Here is a 16,690-nt window from a genome sequence, read left to right as displayed (position 1 = left end):
CAAATGGATGCCGGGAGGGCAATGATCCGGTTCGGAAGTGCCGACGCCTTGGACCCGTATAACTCCCTCCTAGTCATCCCAGGCACCCCTCGGCCCCGCCTTCCTCAGACAGGCCCGGGCCCAGCCTTTCCAGACAGGTCCTCGGCCCGTCTAAGCAGTGCCTCACCTGACTGGCGCCCGGCTGTTGGTCAGACGTCGGTCGGGAGGGCGACTCGGAAGGTGGTTCCGTGGCCTGGTTCGCTGTCGACGGTGATGGCGCCTCCGTGGGCCTGGACGAGCGCGGCGGCGATCGACAGGCCGAGGCCGGTGCCACCGGTGCCACCGGTGCCGCCGGTGGCGCTGCGGGTGCGCGAGCGGTCGGCGCGGTAGAACCGCTCGAAGACCCGCTCCGCGTCGTTGATCGGCAGCCCGGGGCCCTCGTCCGCCACCTCCACCACGACATTCCCGTCGACGTCGCCCACCCCGACCCGGAACGCCGTCCCCTCCGGCGTGTGCTGGAGCACGTTGCCCACCAGATTGGCGAGGATCTGATGAAGCCTGGCCTCGTCCCCGGTCACGGTGACCGGGCCGTCCGAGTCGTCCAGCCGTACCAGGTCGATCTCGCGGTCGGGGGCGAGCGTCTGCGCGTCCAGCACCGCCCCGGCGGCCAGGCTCAGCATGTCGACGGGCCGGAGTTCGAGGGGCCGTTGCTGGTCGAGCCGGGCGAGCGTGAGCAGGTCGTCGACGAGAAGGCCCATGCGGGTGGCCTCGTCCTCGACCCTCCGCAGTAGCCGCGCCGCCTCGTCCAGGTCGGGGGTCTCGTGGCGGTAGAGCTCGGCGAACCCCCTGATCGAGGTCAGCGGCGTGCGCAGTTCGTGGGAGGCGTCGGCGACGAACCTGCGCATGCGGTCCTCCGACCGGCGGGCCTGGAAGGCGGACTTGCGCGCCGCGATCTCCGAGGCCTCACGGTCCTCGAAGGCGGCCTCGATCTGCGCGAGCATGCCGTTGATCGCCCTCCCGAGCCGCCCAATCTCGGTACGGCGGTGCCGTAGCGGGACCCGGCGGGACAGATCACCCCCGGCGATGGCCCCGGCGGTACGTTCGATCTCGCCGAGCGGACGCAGGCTCCGCCGTACGAGCCAGTGGCAGGCGAAGCCCAGGATGACCAGCACACCTCCTCCCACGGTCGCCACGATGACCGCGAGCCGGGTGACGGTGGCATCGACGTCTTCCATTCGGACCGCGATCACGCGGATGCGCGTACCGTCGGCGACGGCGATCACCCGCCAGCGCAGACCGGAGGCCGATCCCACGGTGAACGGGCGGGGCTTCGCATGCCTCACCCTGTCCAGCGTGAGGAGGGGGAGCTTGGGCGGATCGGTGTCCGGGTTCTCCTGCAGCGTGCGTTCGACGGCGCCTTGTGGCCCGAGGACGGCCATGTAGAACAGGCCGATCTGCCTCGGAGGCCGGTACAGGTCCAGCGCCTGCTGGAGTGCGGGCGGGACGTAGATGTCCCGCCGCGGACGGCTCGCCAGCTCCAGTTGCTTGTCCACCCGGTCGACGAGGTAGCCGCGGAGCAGTTGGACGGCGAACCCGCCGGTCAGGGTGATGGCGAGCGTGACGAGCAGCAGCGTGCCCACCACCAGGCGTAGCCACAGGGGCGAACGCGCGAGACGTCGCTTCAGCTTGAACGGATCCGGCACCCCGATCCGTCGCCGTGCCTTCTCCCGGTCTGCGCCGGGTCCCGAGACCGGTGTCATCGTCGGCTCATGACCGGCTCGCCGTCCAGATCATCGCCGTGCCTTCTCCCGGTCTGCGCCGGGTCCCGAGACCGATGTCCGATCATGGCCGGTTCGCCGTCCAGATCATCGCCGTGGTGCACGTAGTACGTAGCCGACCCCCCGAAGCGTGTGGATCAGCCGGGGCTCCACAGTGTCGATCTTCCGTCGCAGGTACGAGACGTAGGACTCGACCACATTCCTGTCACCACCGAAGTCGTAGTTCCAGACGTGGTCCAGGATCTGTGCCTTCGACAGCACACGGCCGGTGTTGACCATGAAGTAGTGCAGCAGCTTGTACTCGGTGGGCGACAGCTTCACCCGGTTGCCCCCACGCCAGACCTGATGGCCTTCCTCGTCCAACTCCAGGTCGGCCACCTGGAGCCGCGAGGGCAGGTTCAGGTCCGCCCGAGTGCGGCGCAGCACGGCCCTGATCCTGGCCAGCACCTCTTCCAGGCTGAACGGCTTGGTCACGTAGTCGTCACCGAGGCCGAGCCCGGTGAGCTTGTGCTCGGCCTCGTCACGGGCCGTCAGGAACAGCACGGGAGTCCGCCTGCCGGCCGCGCGGAGCCGGTTCGCCACCGCGAAGCCGTCCATGTCGGGCAGCATCACGTCGAGCACCACCAGATCGGGCCGTATGCGCTCGGCCACCTGCACCGCCTCGCGCCCGTCCGCCGCCGTGACGACGTCGAACCCGGCGTACCGCAAGGTAGCCGACAGCAACTCGCGGATGTTCGGCTCGTCGTCGACGACCAGCAGCTTCGCCTCACTTCGCACGGCACGTCCCCGCTCGTAGTACCGCCTTGCCGCAGCCCACCCGTGATCCACCCGACCACCGCGGCTCCGGCCCCCGCATCGACCACCGCGGCTCCCGCCCGCGCATCGGCCACCGCGCCTCCGGCCCGCGCATCGGCCACCGCGCCTCCGGCCCGCGCATCGGCCACTGCGCCTCCCGCTCAGGTATCGGCCACCGCCTCGATCGGTCCGGGGCCGGCCACGCTCGCAGCCTCATCAGCCACCGCCCCGACCGGCGCCGAATCCGCCCGTGGCACCGCCCTGGTTGACCGAGGTGGCGTTGACGGACCCGTCGCTCCCGCGTGCCCCCTGGACGATCACTGTGCTGCCGGACTTCAGGTCTTTGACCCTTCCGTCTTTGCTGACCTGGACCTTGGTGTCATCCGACGTCTTGACGGTGACGACGCCGCCCGCCGTCTCCAGGTAGATCTTGCCGCCGTCCACGAGCTTGATCGTGCCGACCGTCACGTTGCCGAACGCGCCGTTCGTGGAGCCCTGCCGCTGGCCCTGCACCTGACCCTGTCCGGCACCAGGGAAGCCGGCTCTGGCCCCACCGATCCGCTGCTGCCCGCCGTTACCCGCGAGAAGCGCCTGCACGGCGGCCTGCCGGTCGCCCGTGGAACCGCCCCATGCCTTCTGCGCCTGGATTCCCGCGAGCATGCCGACCACGAGCAGCACCCCCGCGCCGAGGACAAGGGTGAGCGTGGACGTCCGGCGTCCGTCTGGCCGGACGGCGAGCTCGGCGTCCAAGTCGCCCTCGAACGGCGAGGACTCCAGCAGTTCCTGGGCCGTCATGGGCTCGTCCGCCGGGTACGGCTTGCGCCTGCTCGTACTCATGATCTCTCCTTGGTGCGGTGGCCGTACGTCACTCGTGCCGCAGTGCTTCGATGGGACGCAGCTTCGCGGCCCGGTTGGCCGGGTAGCTGCCGAAGAAAAGCCCGATCGCGACCGAGACGCCGAGGGCGAGCACGATCGAGGTGGGCACGATGACCGGCTGCACACCGGCGATCGTGAACCTGCTGCCGATCACCCCGATGGCCACGCCGAGCAACCCGCCGACCAGGCTGAGCATCGTCGCCTCGGCGAGGAACTGGCCGAGGATCGCGCCCCTGGGTGCGCCGATGGCCTTGCGGATGCCGATCTCCCGCGTCCGTTCCGTCACGGTAACGAGCATGATGTTGGTGATGCCGATCCCGCCGACGAGCAGGCTGATCGCGGCGACGGCGCCGAGCAGCACCGTGAAGGTGCCGACCGCGGCGCTGACCGTCTCCTGGAGGGCGGCCTGGTTGAGGATCCGGTAGTCGGCCGTGGCGGCGCCGGTGATGCCGTGCCGCTGGTTGAGGATCTCCGTGATCTCCGACTGGGCCGCGTCCACGGCGCCGGCGCTCTTGGCCTGCACGACGATCTGTCCGATGGACCCGAACCCGGTCAGGCTCTGCTGCACGGCGGGCAGCGGCGCGACCGCCACGTCGTCGGCGTCCTGGAAGCCGGACGATCCCGTCTCCTTGAGCACTCCGACCACGGTGAACGGCACGCCCGTGATGGTGATCTGCTTGCCGAGAGGGTCGACGGACCCGAACAGGCTCTCCGCCACGGTCTGGCCGATCACGATGATCTTCCTGGCGGCCAGCACGTCGTCGTTGAGGAAGTACGAGCCCTTTGCCACCGGCTTGTTGGACGCCTCGAAGTAGCTCGGGTAGGTCCCCACCAGCTGCGAGATGGAGTGACTCGCCCCCTGGTAGGTCACCGTCTGGGACGCGGCGGTGACGACCGGTGAGACGCTCTTCACCGAGGGCGCGGCGACCGCGTCCGCCATGGCACGGGCGTCGTCGAGGGTCAGTTGCTTGGCCTGGGTACGCGGACCGGTGCCGCCCTGCTGTTGCTGCTGGGCGCCGCCGCCACCCCCGCCGAACCCTCCACCGCCGCCGCGCGCGGCACCCCCGCCGCCGCCCGTGAAGGACTGCATCACGGTCAGCGTGTTGGATCCGAGGCGCTGGATGTTCTGCTGGATCGACTGCGAGGTGCCCTCACCGACCGCGACCAGCAGGATCACCGCCGCGACGCCGATGAGGATGCCCAGCGTGGTGAGGGCGCTGCGCATCTTGTTGGCCGTCAGACCGCGTACGGCGAAGCGCAGCACCTCCAAGGCGTTCATCGATCGTTCACCGCTCCTCGCCGGAGTCGCTCCGTGCCCGGCTGTTGATGGGGCCACCTGTTCATGGGGTCACGCCCGACAGCCTCGGCGGGGGACCGTCCACGGGCGCCCGGCGCTGGTCTTCGACGATGAGGCCGTCGACCAGGCGGATGATCCGCTTCGCGTGCGCGGCCACGTCGTCCTCGTGGGTGATCAGGATGATCGTCCGCCCGGCGGCGCTGAGCCGGTCGAGGATCTGGAGCACATCGGCGGTGGATCTGGTGTCGAGGTTTCCCGTGGGCTCGTCGGCGAGGAGCAGCGCCGGCGCGGTGACCAGGGCGCGGGCGATGGCGACGCGCTGCTGCTGGCCACCGGACAGCTCGTTCGGATCGTGATGGGTCCGGTCGGCGAGCCCCACCTGCTCCAGGGCCGCCAGGGCCCGCATGCGGCGGGCGGACGCGCCCACTCCCCCGTACGCCAGCGGTAGCTCCACGTTGGCCAGCGCGGTCATGCGCGGGATCAGGTTGAACGACTGGAACACAAAGCCGATCTTCCTGTTGCGCAGGACGGCCAGTTGCCGGTCGTCGAGCGCTCCCACGTCGGTGCCGTCCACGAGGTAGCTCCCCGTGCTCGGTACGTCCAGGCAGCCCAGGATGTTCATCAGTGTCGACTTGCCCGAGCCCGAGGCGCCCATGATCGCCAGGTAGTCGCCTCGCTCGACCGTGAGCGACACCCCGCGCAACGCGTGCACCATGGCGTCGCCGGAGCCGTAGATCTTGCCGACCTCGCGCACGTCCAGGACGGGAGCCGGACGACCGGCATCTCGTAACGTGGCCGCCCCGCCCGCGTTGGGCCGCGGAGCGCCGCCGGCCTGGCCTTCACCGTCCCAGTCGGTCATCGTCCGCCCCCGCCACCGATACGGATCCCGCCACCGCCGCCGGGGAAGCCGCCACCGGGGAAGCCGCCCTGCGGGTTCACGCTCGTGCCCGTCGTGGCGCGCACCACCTGGTCGCCCTCGTTGAGCCCCGACTTGATCTCGGTGGTCGAGTCGCCCTTGATACCGATCTCGACGCGCCTGGTGACCTGCTTCTGGTTCTCGAGGACGGTGACCGTGTTCTGGCCCCCGGCGGTCGTGATCGCCGAGCTGGCGACCGTCAGCACGTTGTCGGCCTTGGAGACGATGACCTGGACGCTGGTCGTCTGGCCCAGCCGCACCGTCTTGGGCACGTCGCTCAGCGAGATGGTCGCGGAGTACTGCACCACGTTGTTGCTGGTCTGGGACACCGGGTCGATGAGCGTGACCTTTCCCGACGCCGTGACTCCGGGCAGCGCGTCGAAGGTCACGGTTGCGGGCTGGCCGAGCTTCAGCTTGGTCACGTCGGACTCGGTGAAGTCGCCCACGACCTGGAGGCGCTTGGTGTCGGCGATGTCGATGAAGCCGCCGGAGGAGCCGGAGCTCGCCGAACCGGAGGAGGCGGTGGACGCCCCGGCTCCGGTGCCGCCGGAGGAACCGCCGCCGGAACTCCCGGAGCCACTGGAACTCGACGCTCCGGAGCCACTGGAACTCGACGCTCCGGACCCCGTGGACGAGCCGCCGACCGTGCCGTTCACGGCGGTGACCGTGCCGGCGAACGGCGCCTTGATCACCGTCCCGTCGACCGTCCGTTTCGCGTCCCGGTACGCGTTCCTCGCCTGCACGTACTGCGAGTAACCCGAAGCCGTGGAGGTGTCGCCGTCGTCGGCCGCGTCGAGGCTCGCCGCTGCGGCGTCGAGGTCCTCCTGCGCGGCCGTATCGTCGATGCGGGCCAGGATCTGGCCCTTGGTCACCTTGTCACCGGCCTCGACATAGATCTTCTCGACCGTACCGCTGGTGCTGAAGCTCAGCGACCTGGCCCTGCCGCTCTCCACCGAGCCGGACGCGGACACCGAAGACAGGACGGTGCCACGGGTGACACGCGTGGTCAGCGGAGCCGCCCCGGCGGAGGAACCCCCAGTCAGGGAGGCGTAGGCGACACCCGCACCGCCCAGCAACAGCACCCCGAGGGCGCCGTTCACGATCAGTGCTCTGCGCTTCGTCGACAGCTTCACGACCCCTGAGCCTGGCCCACTCCGCTTGGGTGAACCTCCGCCGTCCCTGAAGGTTTCCTGACAACACCCGGTCCCTGCGGGCCGTCAGGTACCCGACCGGCTCAGCCGACGGGCCACCGAGCCGTGGAACTGCTCTCGACGCGATGGGCACACGGCCGATCCACAGGAAACTTTCAGGCCGGGCTGAGCTGGGAATGACGTCGGCTGGCCAGGATGGCCCGCATGAGATCGAGCACTCCACCGGCCGCCGTACGAGTGGGAGGACTCGCCCTTACGGGGATCGTCCTGGTCAGTGCCGGGCTGATCTACCTCGGCGGTGGAGACGTCTCCTCGGGAGCGCGGATCGAACTGGCGTCGGCCAAGCGCGGCACGGTCGTGAGCGGTGTGTCGGCAGCGGGCAACACCGTGGACGCCAACATCCGCGACCTGGCCTTCGGCGCCTCGGGCACCGTCGAGAAGGTGTACGTGGTGGTGGGCCAGAAGGTCAACAAGGGTCAGGTCCTGGCCCGGATCGACGACACGATCGCACGAGAGGACTACACGGCCGCCACGGCGTCACTGGCCGCCGCGGAGGAGACGCTTGACGAACTCGAAGAGGCCCAGAGCACCGGCTCCAACGGCCCCGGCCAAGGCACCCCGAGCACCAAACCACTCCCCTCGGCCCGCCCCTCCGCCAACCCCTCAGCTCAGCCCTCCACCCGCCCATCCCGGCAGCCGTCCGCCAACCCTTCACCTCAGCCCTCCATCCGCCCATCCCGACAGCCGTCCGCCAACCCCTCAGCTCAACCCTCCACCCGCCCATCCCGGCAGCCGTCCGCCAAGCCTTCCGCCCGTCCCTCTACTCAGCCGTCCTGCGCGCCCACGGCTTCAGGGAGCCCTCGGCCATCGGCCACACCTACGGGACGCGAGCCGGGTGACAGCGTCTCCCCCACGGTGGGCTTCAGCGTCACTCCACACGCGGCCGTGCTGGCGGCGGCGGAAGTCTCGACCTCCGGCACCGACGAACTGCGACCTGCCACCGCCGGCCCCTCTCCCATGCCGATCCCCACCCTCGTCCCCACTCCACCCCCCACCCCGCCTCCGACCCTCACTCCAACCGCGACCCCGACCCGCACCCCGACTCCAACCGCGACCCCGACCCGCACCCCGACTCCAACCGCGACCCCGACCCGCACCCCGACTCCAACCGCGACCCCGACCCGCACCCTGACTCCAACCCCCGCCCCGACTCCGACCACCACCCCGAAAGCCCTTCCGACCGCGACCCCCACTCCGAAGCCGTCCCCGAGCTGTGGGGCACCGGACGGGCACGGCAACGGGACCCCGAGCGGCAAACCCAGCCAGCGGCAGCCCCAGGGCAGATCAGGCCAGAACGGACATGGTGGGCAAGGAGGCCAGGGCCAAGGTCAATCCCGCCGAGGTGGCCAAGGTCAGGGAGGGCAGGCGGTCACGACGGTGGCGCAGGCCGAGGCGAACATCAGCAAGGCCAGGACCACGCTGCGGGAAGCCGCGGACGCGCTGGCCGGAGTGAGGATCAAGGCGCCCGCCAAGGGCACGATCCTGACCATCGCCGGCGCCGTGGGCACGCAGGCGAACGCCGGGTCGGCGTTCGTCACCCTCGGAAACCTGGACGAGCTCCAGGTCAAGGCCATGTTCTCGCAGACCGACGTGAGCCGTCTGAAGATCGGCCAGCCCGCTGCGGTGACTCTGGCGACCCGGACCGGCGAGACCTACGACGGCGAGGTGACCCACATCGACGTGATGGCGACGACCAGCGACCGGCTCGTGCAGTACGGCGTGATGATCGCCTTCGACCGCCGGCCCAAGGGACTCCTGCTGGGGCAGTCGGCGACCGTCCAGGTCACGATCGACGAGGCCGAGGACGCCGTCTACGTGCCGGCGCAGGCGGTACGGACGAGGGCGGACGGCGTGACGACCGTGCTGGTCGCCAACGGGGGGCGGAGCGCCGAGCGGACGGTGGAGGTCGGGGTTCGCGGCGACCGGTACATCGAGATCCGTTCCGGGCTCTCCGAGGGAGACCAGATCCAGCTCCCCACCAGCGCCACCTCGGGCGGTTTCCCCGACGGAAGCTTCCCTGGGCTGTAGGCGAACCGGGGGTCCAGCGCACCTTGGTTCGAGTCGAACCGGGGGTTCAGCGCACCTTGGTCCGAGGCGAACCGGCGCCTGCGCTGTGCCGGGGTCACAGGATGTCGGACGGGGACGGCAGTACATCCGGGGCGAGCGGCAGAACGACACGGAACGTGGCTCCCGCGCCGGGGGCGGTCTCCACGGTGACGGTTCCGCCGTGCGCGGCGACCAGCCCGGCCACGATCGCGAGCCCAAGCCCACTGCCACCGGAGGAGGTCGGGTGCGCCGGAACCTCCTCGCCGCCCGTGCCGGGCCGCTCGCCCATAGACGGCGCAGGTGGTCGTGAAGAGTCGGCCAGGGACGACGTGGACGAGCGCGAAGAATCGGTCTGGGACGACGTGGACGAGCGTGAAGGATCGGCCAGGGATGACGCGGAGGAGCGTGAAGGGTCGGTCTGGGACGGTGTGCGGGAGCGTGAAGGGTCGGCGCGGTAGAAGCGTTCGAAGACTCGTTTCACCTGGTCGGGATCGAGACCGGGCCCCTTGTCGATCACTTCCAGGAACGCGGTGGCGTCGCCGGTCCCCGCCCGGACCCTGATCGGGGTGCCGGCGGGAGTGTGCGTGAGCGCGTTGCTCATCAGGTTGCCGACGATCTGGCGCAGCCGGACCTCGTCCCCCGAGACGATCGGCGCCACCTCACCGGCGACCTCCAGGGCGATGTCCCGGTCTCCGGCGAGGATGCGCGCGTCCTGGACGGCGTCGGCGGCGAGCGCGAGCAGGTCGACGGGTCCCATCGTGAGCGGCCGCTGCTGGTCGAGGCGGGCGAGCAGCAGCAGATCCTCGACCAGGACGCCCATACGGGCGGCGGCGTCCTCCACCCGGCGCATGAGCCGGGCCGGGTCCCCTGCGGGGTTCTGCCGGTAGAACTCGGCGAAGCCCCGGATGGAGGTCAGCGGGGTGCGCAACTCATGCGAGGCGTCGGCGATGAACCGCCGCATGCGCTCCTCGGACGTACGAGCCGCCGCCTCCGAGATCTCCCGAGCACGGAAGGCGGCCTCGATCTGGGCGAGCATGCCGTTCAGGGATGCCGCGAGGCTGCCCACCTCGGTGCGCGGGTCGCGGTCGGGGACCCGCCTGCCCAGGTCGCCCGCGGCGATCGCGGCCGCGGTGTGCTCCATCTCCACCAGTGGCCGCAGGCTCCTGCGCACGGTGACCACGCCGAAGAGGGCGAGCACCACCATGACCACACCGCCGCCGAGCAACTCGGTCAGCGCGAGGCGTGCGGTGATCTGGTCGACCGACGACAGGTCGATCGCGATGACCAGATCACCGACGTCCACGGGCACCACGCGGACGCGCCACTCGCCCCCGCCGGACTCGGCGGGCACCGTCTGGGGCGTCCACGCCGACACGGCGGCGAGGTCCGGCAGGGCGGGCCACGGCCGGTTCTCCGTCTCCAGCCCGGCGAGCGTGGCGACGAGATTCCCATCGCGGTCGCGGAGCTGTATCAGCCCTTCCGGCGGGACTCGGCTGCCCAGTCCAGGGCCGCGTTGCAGGCGCCGGGCGACGTCCTGCGCGAACACGGTGAGTTGCTGGTCCACCCTGTCGACGAGATAGCCGCGGAGCACGGACACGCTGCTCACGCCGATGCCCGCGAGCGCGATCGCCACGAGCGCGAGCATGGTGGCGATCAGCTTGACGCGCAGAGGGGTCCGCGCGGAAACCGACGACAGGACCGACCGCGGACCACGAGCCCACGGGGAGACCGACCACAGACCAGAAGTGCGTCCGGAGACCGACGACAGAACCGACCGCGGACCACGAGCCCGTGCCGAGACCGACGACGAGACCGGCCCAGGAGTCCGCGCCGAGACCGGCCGCCGGCCCTCGTTCGCCGGTGGGTCCGGGTTCACGTGGGAGGGGTGCGCAGGACGTAGCCGACGCCGCGGAGGGTGTGGATCAAGCGCGGCGTCGAGTTGTCGATCTTCCTGCGCAGGACGGAGACGTACGACTCGACGATCCCCGCGTCGCCGCGGAAGTCGTAATCCCATACGTGATCGAGGATCTGCGCCTTCGACAGCACCCGCCCGGCGTTCGCCATGAAGTAGCGGAGCAGCTTGAACTCCGTGGGCGACAGCGAGATCACCGTGCCGCGCCGCCACACCTCGTGGCTCTCCTCGTCCAGCTCGATGTCGGCGAAGGTCATGCGGGGCGGCGGAACCGTGGGATCGCCGGCCGTCCGGCGGAGCACCGCACGGATGCGCGCGATCACCTCTTCCAGGCTGAACGGCTTGGTCACGTAGTCGTCCCCGCCGAGGGTGAGACCCCTGATCTTGTCCTCGGTGGCGTCCCTCGCCGTGAGGAACACCACTGGAGTGTGGGCACCGCCGCCGCGCAGGCGCCGTACGACATCGAATCCATCCATGTCGGGCAGCATGACGTCGAGCACGATCAGATCCGGCCGGCGGCGCTGGGCGGCCTCCACGGCGTCCGCTCCGCTGGAGGCCGGGGTCACCTCGAACCCGGCGAACCGCAGGCTGGCGGCCAGCAGCTCCAGGATGTTCGGATCGTCCTCGACGACCAGCAGTCGGGCTTCAGGCGAATCGGTCACGTTCCCTATAGTGTCCTGATTCCCTTAAGCCGGGATAAAAGACATGATGTGCCGGGCGATCGCCAGGCTCGATGTGGCGGCAGGTGAAGGGGCGTTGCGCACCAGGATCACCCGGCCGTGGACGTCCACGACGAAGTCGTCGACCAGTCCGCCGTCCCGGGCCACCGCCTGGGCCCGCACCCCTCCGGGGGTCCGTACGAGGTCCTGCGCCGTGAGCGTGGGCACGTAGCGGCGGGCGGCCTTGAGGAACGACTTCTTGACGAGCGAGCCGTAGACCTCGCCGATGCCGGTCCTCCAGTGGCGGGCGGCCATCCGGCGGGTGCCCGGCCAGGCCAGGATGTCGCGCAGGTCGCTGATCGACACCTCGCCCCAGGAGTAGCCCTCGCGGGCCAGGGCGAGCACGGCGTTGGGCCCGACCAGCACCTCGCCGTCGATGCGGCGGGTGAGGTGCACGCCGAGGAAGGGATAACGCGGGTCCGGCACCGGGTAGACGAGCCCGCGGACGAGGTTCTTCGTGGCACCGGCAAGTTTGTAATACTCACCTCGGAACGGAACGATGCGGACATCCCCCGCGTACCCGCTCATCGCGGCCACCGCGTCGGATCCGAGACCGGCGCAGGACACCAGCCGGTCGAAGGCGAGCCGGGTCGTTCCGGCCAGCACCTCCACCCCGCCCGCGGTCTCCCGGAGCGCGCGCACCGGATGCCCGAGCCGTACGGACCCGCCGAGCTCGGCGACGTCGGCGGCGAGGCGGCGGGCGACGGCGGGGAAGTCGACGATCGCCGTGTGCGGGGAGTGGACCGCGCCCACCCCGACGGCGTACGGCTCGATCTCCCTGAGCCCCAGAGCGTCGACCTCGGCGATGCCGGGGACGCCGTTCTCCCTGGCGCGGGCGGCGATGCGCTTGAGACCGGCGCGCTCGTCCGCCGTCGACGCGATCACCAGCTTGCCGACCTCTTCGTACGGGATGTGATGCTCGGCGCAGTACTCCCGGAGCAGCGCGACGCCGTCACGGCAGAGCCGGGCCTTGAGCGAGCCGGGCGTGTAGTAGATGCCCGCGTGGACCACGCCGCTGTTGTGGCCGGTCTGGTGGGCGGCGACGCGGTCCTCCTTGTCGAGCACCGTGACCGTGGCGCCGCGTGCGGCCAGCTCGCGCGCCACCGCAAGCCCCAGGATGCCCGCGCCCACGACGCCGATTCGCTCACTCACAAGGCGGTATCTTCCTCGCTTCTCGCGGGCGGCGCCAGACGGCCGACGTGGCGGGGGGCGAGGTGACCCGTCTCCACCAGCCAGCGCAGCGTGTCGGCCACGCTCTCCTGGACCGGCCGCAGGCGCAGGCCCAGTTCGTCGAGCGTCTCCGCGTCGTGCACGGGGACCATCGACACCATGAGGTCCACCGCGTCCCGGGTCAGCGGGTAGTCGACGGCCCTGACCTTCTTGACCGCGTCGAGCAGGGCGGCCACGGCCCGCAGCAGCGGCGCCGGGGCGGGGAATCGGCGGCACCTGCCGCCCGTGACCTCGTCGCATACATCGGCGAGCTGGGACCAGCGCAGGAAGCGGCCACCGAGCAGATACCGGCGCGGCCCCCTGCCGGGTTCCACACACCGGCCGAGTGCCGTGGCGAGGTCGCGCACGTCGATCAGGCCGACGCCCCCGGAGGTCATCGGCCATCCCTGGACGAGACCGGCGCGCAGGCCCTCGACCATCGAGTCCAGGGTCGGCTGGTGCGGGCCGATGACGCCCGCCGGGTACACGATCGTGACAGGATGACCGTCGCCCTGGAGGGCCCTGGCGTACCGCTCCCCGTCGAGCTTCGTTCTGCCGTAGTCCGTCCTGGGGGACGACAGCGGGCTGTCGAGGGTGATGACCGGGCCGTGCGGCGGGACGAAGACGGCGGTCGAGGAGACGGTGATCACCGGGTCCAGGCCCAGCTCGACGGCCTGACCGAGGACGTTCGCGAGGCCCGCGACGTTGGTGCCGGCCAGGTCCCCGCCGTGTCCGGTCACGCCGACCTCGGCGGCGGCGTGCAGGACCGCCTCTCCGCTGCCCAACGCTTTCCGTACGGCTTCCGCGTCCCGGATGTCGGCCTGGTGGATTTCCAGGGGATCGACGACGCCGACGGCCGGTAAAACTTCGGTCGCTTTTCCGGGGTCGCGTACGAGCAGCACGGGCTCGTGACCGGCCGCCCGCAACGCCGCAACCGCGTGACTACCGACAAATCCGGATGCACCGGTCACCACAACGCGCATGACGCCAAACTAGCGCTTGGTGTTACAGCTGGATAGAGGACATAACACCCCTTATCCCATCGAACAGATATTCGATAGGCTCGTTGACGTGTACGTTCCGCCGGGCTGGCCATCCGAGGTCCTCCCGCCGGGGAACCCCGACTGGGAGGCCTCGGCGGTGGCCTGGCTGCTCGACGCCGTCCCTCCCGACTACCGGGCGTACGGCGTGCTCCGGCGCCATCCCCTCGCGCTGGCCCGCATGGCCCGCCATCACGTGAACGCCACCGTGGAGGCCGCCCGCACCGGCTACCGGGGCGCGGCGGTCGACCTGAAGGAGCACCTGCCGCCCCATGCCATCGAGGCCGTCCTCGAGGCCTACCGGCGCGAAGGCCCGCGGCTCGTGAAGCTGGCCGCCTCGATCGAGCTTGTGGAGCGGGCCCTGCGCGGCGAGCCCTTCGTCGCCCGCATGGACACCTCAGGACATAGAAGAACTCCCAGGTAAACCCCGGGCCGGGACGGCACAAGAGTCCGTCCGCGCCTGCGGTGCCGCGTTTCAGCAGGGCCTACCTCGACAGGCGCATCGGCATGATCCGCACAGGTGTATCGAGGACCGGGCTCGCCCCGGTTCGAGCCTGCCGGGACGACGACCACCGTCCCGGCAGGCTTTCAGCTCACTCGGCGGGCGATGACGGCGATGATCCCGGTGGCGCCGAGGGCGACGCCGAGCCAGAGGGCGATCACCCCCGCCGGCACCCCGCTGTCGTCACCGCCGCCGGCGTCCGAGGAGGCGTCGGGCACCCCGGCCACGCGGGACGGCGCGACGCTCGCCCGTGACGGGGTCGCGGGAGGCTTGGCCGCCGGTCTGGCCACCGCCGCCGCCGGAAGCGGCACCTCGTACACCGGGCTGTTCGCGCCCTCGGTGCCGGTCAGCAGCGACCTTCCGTCCCTGGTGTAGGTGATCGACTCGGCCTGCTGGAGTGACGGCATGGACAACCGGCTGATCAGTTCCCCCGGCGCGCGGTAGAGCGACGCGGACAAGTAGGTGCGGATCACGAAACTCGACCCGTCGGGGGCGTAGGCCGCGTCGGTCGACATGATCGGTGCGGGACCCACACGGCGCAGGACGTTGACCTTGTCGGTACGCAGCTTCGCCGGAGCCGCGTAGATCGACCCGGCGAACTCCTTGCTGATCACGTAGAGGCGCCCGGTGACGGGATTGACCATGATGCCCTCGGCGTTGCGCCCGCCGTCCTTGTACTTGAAGCGGTAGCGGGTCGCCTGGATCGTCGCATCGCGCATCGTCTTCGGCTCGGTCACCTTGTAGATGGAGTAGTCGGGCCAGGCGCCGTTGAGGTTGTCCCCGATGTCCGCGAACCACAGGACCCCCGCTCCGGTCGCCGGGTCGACCGAGGCCGCCATGGCCTCCCAGTCCCTGGCCGCCGCTCCGGCCAGCGTGAACGCCGCCAGCGTGCGGCCATCGGTGCCCACGGCGAAGAACTGCGGGCCGGAGCCGCTGTCGTTGTGGGTGTAGACGACGTCCTTGTGCGTGGGCGAGACGGCCAGACCGCTCGACTCGGAGATGCGCGAGTCCTTGAACCGGAACAGCAACCGCTCCTTGGCCCCGCTCGCCCCCTTCCCCTCACCACCCGCCCCGGCCACGCCGTGCACCGTACCGCCGGTCCCCGGCGCGGCCGCGGCGGACGCCGCCACCGGACTGATCACCACCAGCCCGAACGCGATGAGAACTCGTGCCACCCCGACCACACTTCTGCTCCCCATCCGTTCATCATGCCCCGCGCCCTCGGCCACCGCGCCGGACGCGCCGCACGGAGCAGGGGCTTGACTTGGGACAAGCCTGGTCGGGGCACCGCGTGCCCGGCGGTTCACTTTGGGATCCGAAGGGACTTCCCCCAACCCGGGCTGGGCTGGAGTGCACTCCAGGTGCTTAGGGTGAAGCTATGGAATACGCATACCTTGGACGCGCCGGTCTCTCCGTGAGCCGCCTCTGCCTGGGCACCATGAACTTCGGCCCCGAGACCTCCGAAGAGGACTCGCACGCCATCATGGACAGGGCTCACGAGCTGGGGATCAACTTCTTCGACACGGCAAACGTCTACGGCTGGAAGAAGGGCGAGGGAGTAACCGAGCAGATCGTCGGGCGGTGGTTCGCCAAGGGCGGCGGGCGCCGGGAGAAGACGGTCATCGCCACGAAGCTCAACGGCGCCATGGGCGACTGGCCGAACGAGCAGCACCTCTCCGCCCTGAACATCCGCAGGGCCTGTGACGCCTCGCTCAAGCGACTGCAGACCGACTACATCGACCTGTACCAGATGCACCACGTCGACCGGAACACCCCGGTCGACGAGATCTGGGAGGCGATGGAGATCCTCCGCCAGCAGGGCAAGATCATCTACGTCGGGTCGTCCAACTTCGCGGCCTGGCACATCGCCAAGGCGCAGGAGGAGGCGAGGCGGCGTCACTTCACCGGCCTGGTCTCCGAGCAGTCGCACTACAACCTGCTCACCCGCACCGTGGAGCTGGAAGTCCTGCCCGCCTGTGACGACTACGGGCTCGGTGTGATCCCGTGGAGCCCGCTCGCCGGCGGCCTGCTCGGCGGCGTGCTGCGAAAGATCGACAAGGGTCGTTCCGCGTCGGAGCGGATGCTCGCCGAGCTCGAGAAGCACCGGGACGCGGTGGAGCAGTACGAGGCCTTCTGCGACGAGCTGGGTGAGGACCCGGCCAACGTCGCGCTGGCCTGGCTCCTGGCGCAGACCGCCGTGACCGGTCCCATCATCGGTCCGCGGACGATCCAGCAGCTCGAAGGCAGCATCCGCGCAGTGGAGATCAAGCTCGACGAGAAGGCGCTCACCCGTCTCGACGAGATCTTCCCCGGCCCCGGGGGTCCCGCTCCCGAGGCGTACGCCTGGTAGATCCGCTCGCGGCGACGCCGGGTGGATCGATCGCGCCCGGCCGACAACACGGGGCCGTGG

At 70.4% G+C, this 16,690-nt stretch carries 14 protein-coding genes; 3 read left to right on the top strand and 11 right to left on the bottom strand.

Going from position 1 to position 16,690, the window contains the following annotated elements; translation table 11 throughout:
* Nucleotides 1–188 precede the first annotated feature (188 nt).
* From ABD810_RS15785 to ABD810_RS15760, 6 genes are all read right to left on the bottom strand, one after another.
* Nucleotides 189–1,739: a sensor histidine kinase gene (locus ABD810_RS15785; RefSeq protein ID WP_344939703.1), complete on the bottom strand. Its 1,551-nt coding sequence runs from the start codon at nt 1,737–1,739 to the stop codon at nt 189–191.
* A 105-nt stretch (nt 1,740–1,844) separates the two neighbouring features.
* Entirely contained in the window at nt 1,845–2,534 is a 690-nt protein-coding gene (locus ABD810_RS15780; protein WP_344939701.1) for a response regulator transcription factor, read from the bottom strand.
* 234 nt (nt 2,535–2,768) lie between these two features.
* The gene (locus ABD810_RS15775; RefSeq protein WP_344939699.1) at nt 2,769–3,389 is read right to left on the bottom strand and encodes a hypothetical protein; all 621 of its coding nucleotides are present in this window, start codon (nt 3,387–3,389) and stop codon (nt 2,769–2,771) included.
* Nucleotides 3,390–3,417: 28 nt separating this feature from the next.
* Nucleotides 3,418–4,707, bottom strand: a complete 1,290-nt coding sequence (locus ABD810_RS15770; protein WP_344939697.1) for an ABC transporter permease — start codon at nt 4,705–4,707, stop codon at nt 3,418–3,420.
* 61 nt (nt 4,708–4,768) lie between these two features.
* Nucleotides 4,769–5,440, bottom strand: a complete 672-nt coding sequence (locus ABD810_RS15765; RefSeq protein ID WP_344940034.1) for an ABC transporter ATP-binding protein — start codon at nt 5,438–5,440, stop codon at nt 4,769–4,771.
* 140 nt (nt 5,441–5,580) lie between these two features.
* Nucleotides 5,581–6,774: an efflux RND transporter periplasmic adaptor subunit gene (locus ABD810_RS15760; RefSeq protein WP_344939694.1), complete on the bottom strand. Its 1,194-nt coding sequence runs from the start codon at nt 6,772–6,774 to the stop codon at nt 5,581–5,583.
* 222 nt (nt 6,775–6,996) lie between these two features.
* On the opposite strand from ABD810_RS15760, the gene ABD810_RS15755 reads away from it, so the two are divergent.
* Nucleotides 6,997–8,880 (top strand): efflux RND transporter periplasmic adaptor subunit, encoded by a 1,884-nt coding sequence (locus ABD810_RS15755; protein ID WP_344939691.1) that lies wholly within the window; start codon nt 6,997–6,999, stop codon nt 8,878–8,880.
* 94 nt (nt 8,881–8,974) lie between these two features.
* On the opposite strand, the gene ABD810_RS15750 is transcribed toward ABD810_RS15755, so the two are convergent.
* From ABD810_RS15750 to ABD810_RS15735, 4 genes are all read right to left on the bottom strand, one after another.
* Complete coding sequence (locus tag ABD810_RS15750; protein ID WP_344939688.1) at nt 8,975–10,543, bottom strand: sensor histidine kinase; 1,569 nt, start codon at nt 10,541–10,543, stop codon at nt 8,975–8,977.
* A gap of 227 nt (nt 10,544–10,770) precedes the next feature.
* On the bottom strand, nt 10,771–11,472 hold the full coding sequence (locus ABD810_RS15745; protein WP_344939685.1) for a response regulator transcription factor: 702 nt from the start codon (nt 11,470–11,472) through the stop codon (nt 10,771–10,773).
* Between the two features lie 24 nt (nt 11,473–11,496).
* Nucleotides 11,497–12,681, bottom strand: a complete 1,185-nt coding sequence (gene lhgO / locus ABD810_RS15740; protein WP_344939683.1) for an L-2-hydroxyglutarate oxidase — start codon at nt 12,679–12,681, stop codon at nt 11,497–11,499.
* On the bottom strand, nt 12,678–13,721 hold the full coding sequence (locus tag ABD810_RS15735; RefSeq protein ID WP_344939680.1) for an NAD-dependent epimerase/dehydratase family protein: 1,044 nt from the start codon (nt 13,719–13,721) through the stop codon (nt 12,678–12,680). Before ABD810_RS15735 ends, lhgO begins: the two co-directional genes overlap by 4 nt.
* Nucleotides 13,722–13,809: 88 nt before the next feature.
* Here ABD810_RS15735 and ABD810_RS15730 point away from each other — a divergent pair, with 88 nt between their 5' ends.
* Nucleotides 13,810–14,202, top strand: coding sequence for a hypothetical protein (locus tag ABD810_RS15730; protein WP_344939677.1), 393 nt, complete (start codon nt 13,810–13,812; stop codon nt 14,200–14,202).
* A gap of 164 nt (nt 14,203–14,366) precedes the next feature.
* Here ABD810_RS15730 and ABD810_RS15725 read toward each other — a convergent pair whose 3' ends face one another.
* A complete protein-coding gene (locus tag ABD810_RS15725) occupies nt 14,367–15,479 on the bottom strand; it encodes a hypothetical protein (protein ID WP_344939675.1) in 1,113 nt (370 codons plus the stop codon).
* Nucleotides 15,480–15,658: 179 nt separating this feature from the next.
* Here ABD810_RS15725 and ABD810_RS15720 point away from each other — a divergent pair, with 179 nt between their 5' ends.
* The gene (locus ABD810_RS15720; protein ID WP_344939673.1) at nt 15,659–16,630 is read left to right on the top strand and encodes an aldo/keto reductase; all 972 of its coding nucleotides are present in this window, start codon (nt 15,659–15,661) and stop codon (nt 16,628–16,630) included.
* Nucleotides 16,631–16,690: the final 60 nt, after the last annotated feature.

It is taken from the genome of Sphaerisporangium flaviroseum, assembly GCF_039537005.1.
In the GTDB taxonomy this organism is placed as follows: domain Bacteria; phylum Actinomycetota; class Actinomycetes; order Streptosporangiales; family Streptosporangiaceae; genus Sphaerisporangium; species Sphaerisporangium flaviroseum.
This window is presented reverse-complemented; position numbering and strand designations above follow the sequence as displayed.

Coding starts and splice junctions, on each gene's coding strand:
- ABD810_RS15785 (WP_344939703.1), bottom strand. CDS start 1,739: ATGACACCGGTCTCGGGACCCGGCGCAGACCGGGAGAAGGCACGGCGA.
- ABD810_RS15775 (WP_344939699.1), bottom strand. CDS start 3,389: ATGAGTACGAGCAGGCGCAAGCCGTACCCGGCGGACGAGCCCATGACG.
- ABD810_RS15770 (WP_344939697.1), bottom strand. CDS start 4,707: ATGAACGCCTTGGAGGTGCTGCGCTTCGCCGTACGCGGTCTGACGGCC.
- ABD810_RS15765 (WP_344940034.1), bottom strand. CDS start 5,440: ATGGTGCACGCGTTGCGCGGGGTGTCGCTCACGGTCGAGCGAGGCGAC.
- ABD810_RS15755 (WP_344939691.1), top strand. CDS start 6,997: ATGAGATCGAGCACTCCACCGGCCGCCGTACGAGTGGGAGGACTCGCC.
- ABD810_RS15750 (WP_344939688.1), bottom strand. CDS start 10,543: ATGCTCGCGCTCGTGGCGATCGCGCTCGCGGGCATCGGCGTGAGCAGC.
- ABD810_RS15735 (WP_344939680.1), bottom strand. CDS start 13,721: ATGCGCGTTGTGGTGACCGGTGCATCCGGATTTGTCGGTAGTCACGCG.
- ABD810_RS15725 (WP_344939675.1), bottom strand. CDS start 15,479: ATGGGGAGCAGAAGTGTGGTCGGGGTGGCACGAGTTCTCATCGCGTTC.
- ABD810_RS15720 (WP_344939673.1), top strand. CDS start 15,659: ATGGAATACGCATACCTTGGACGCGCCGGTCTCTCCGTGAGCCGCCTC.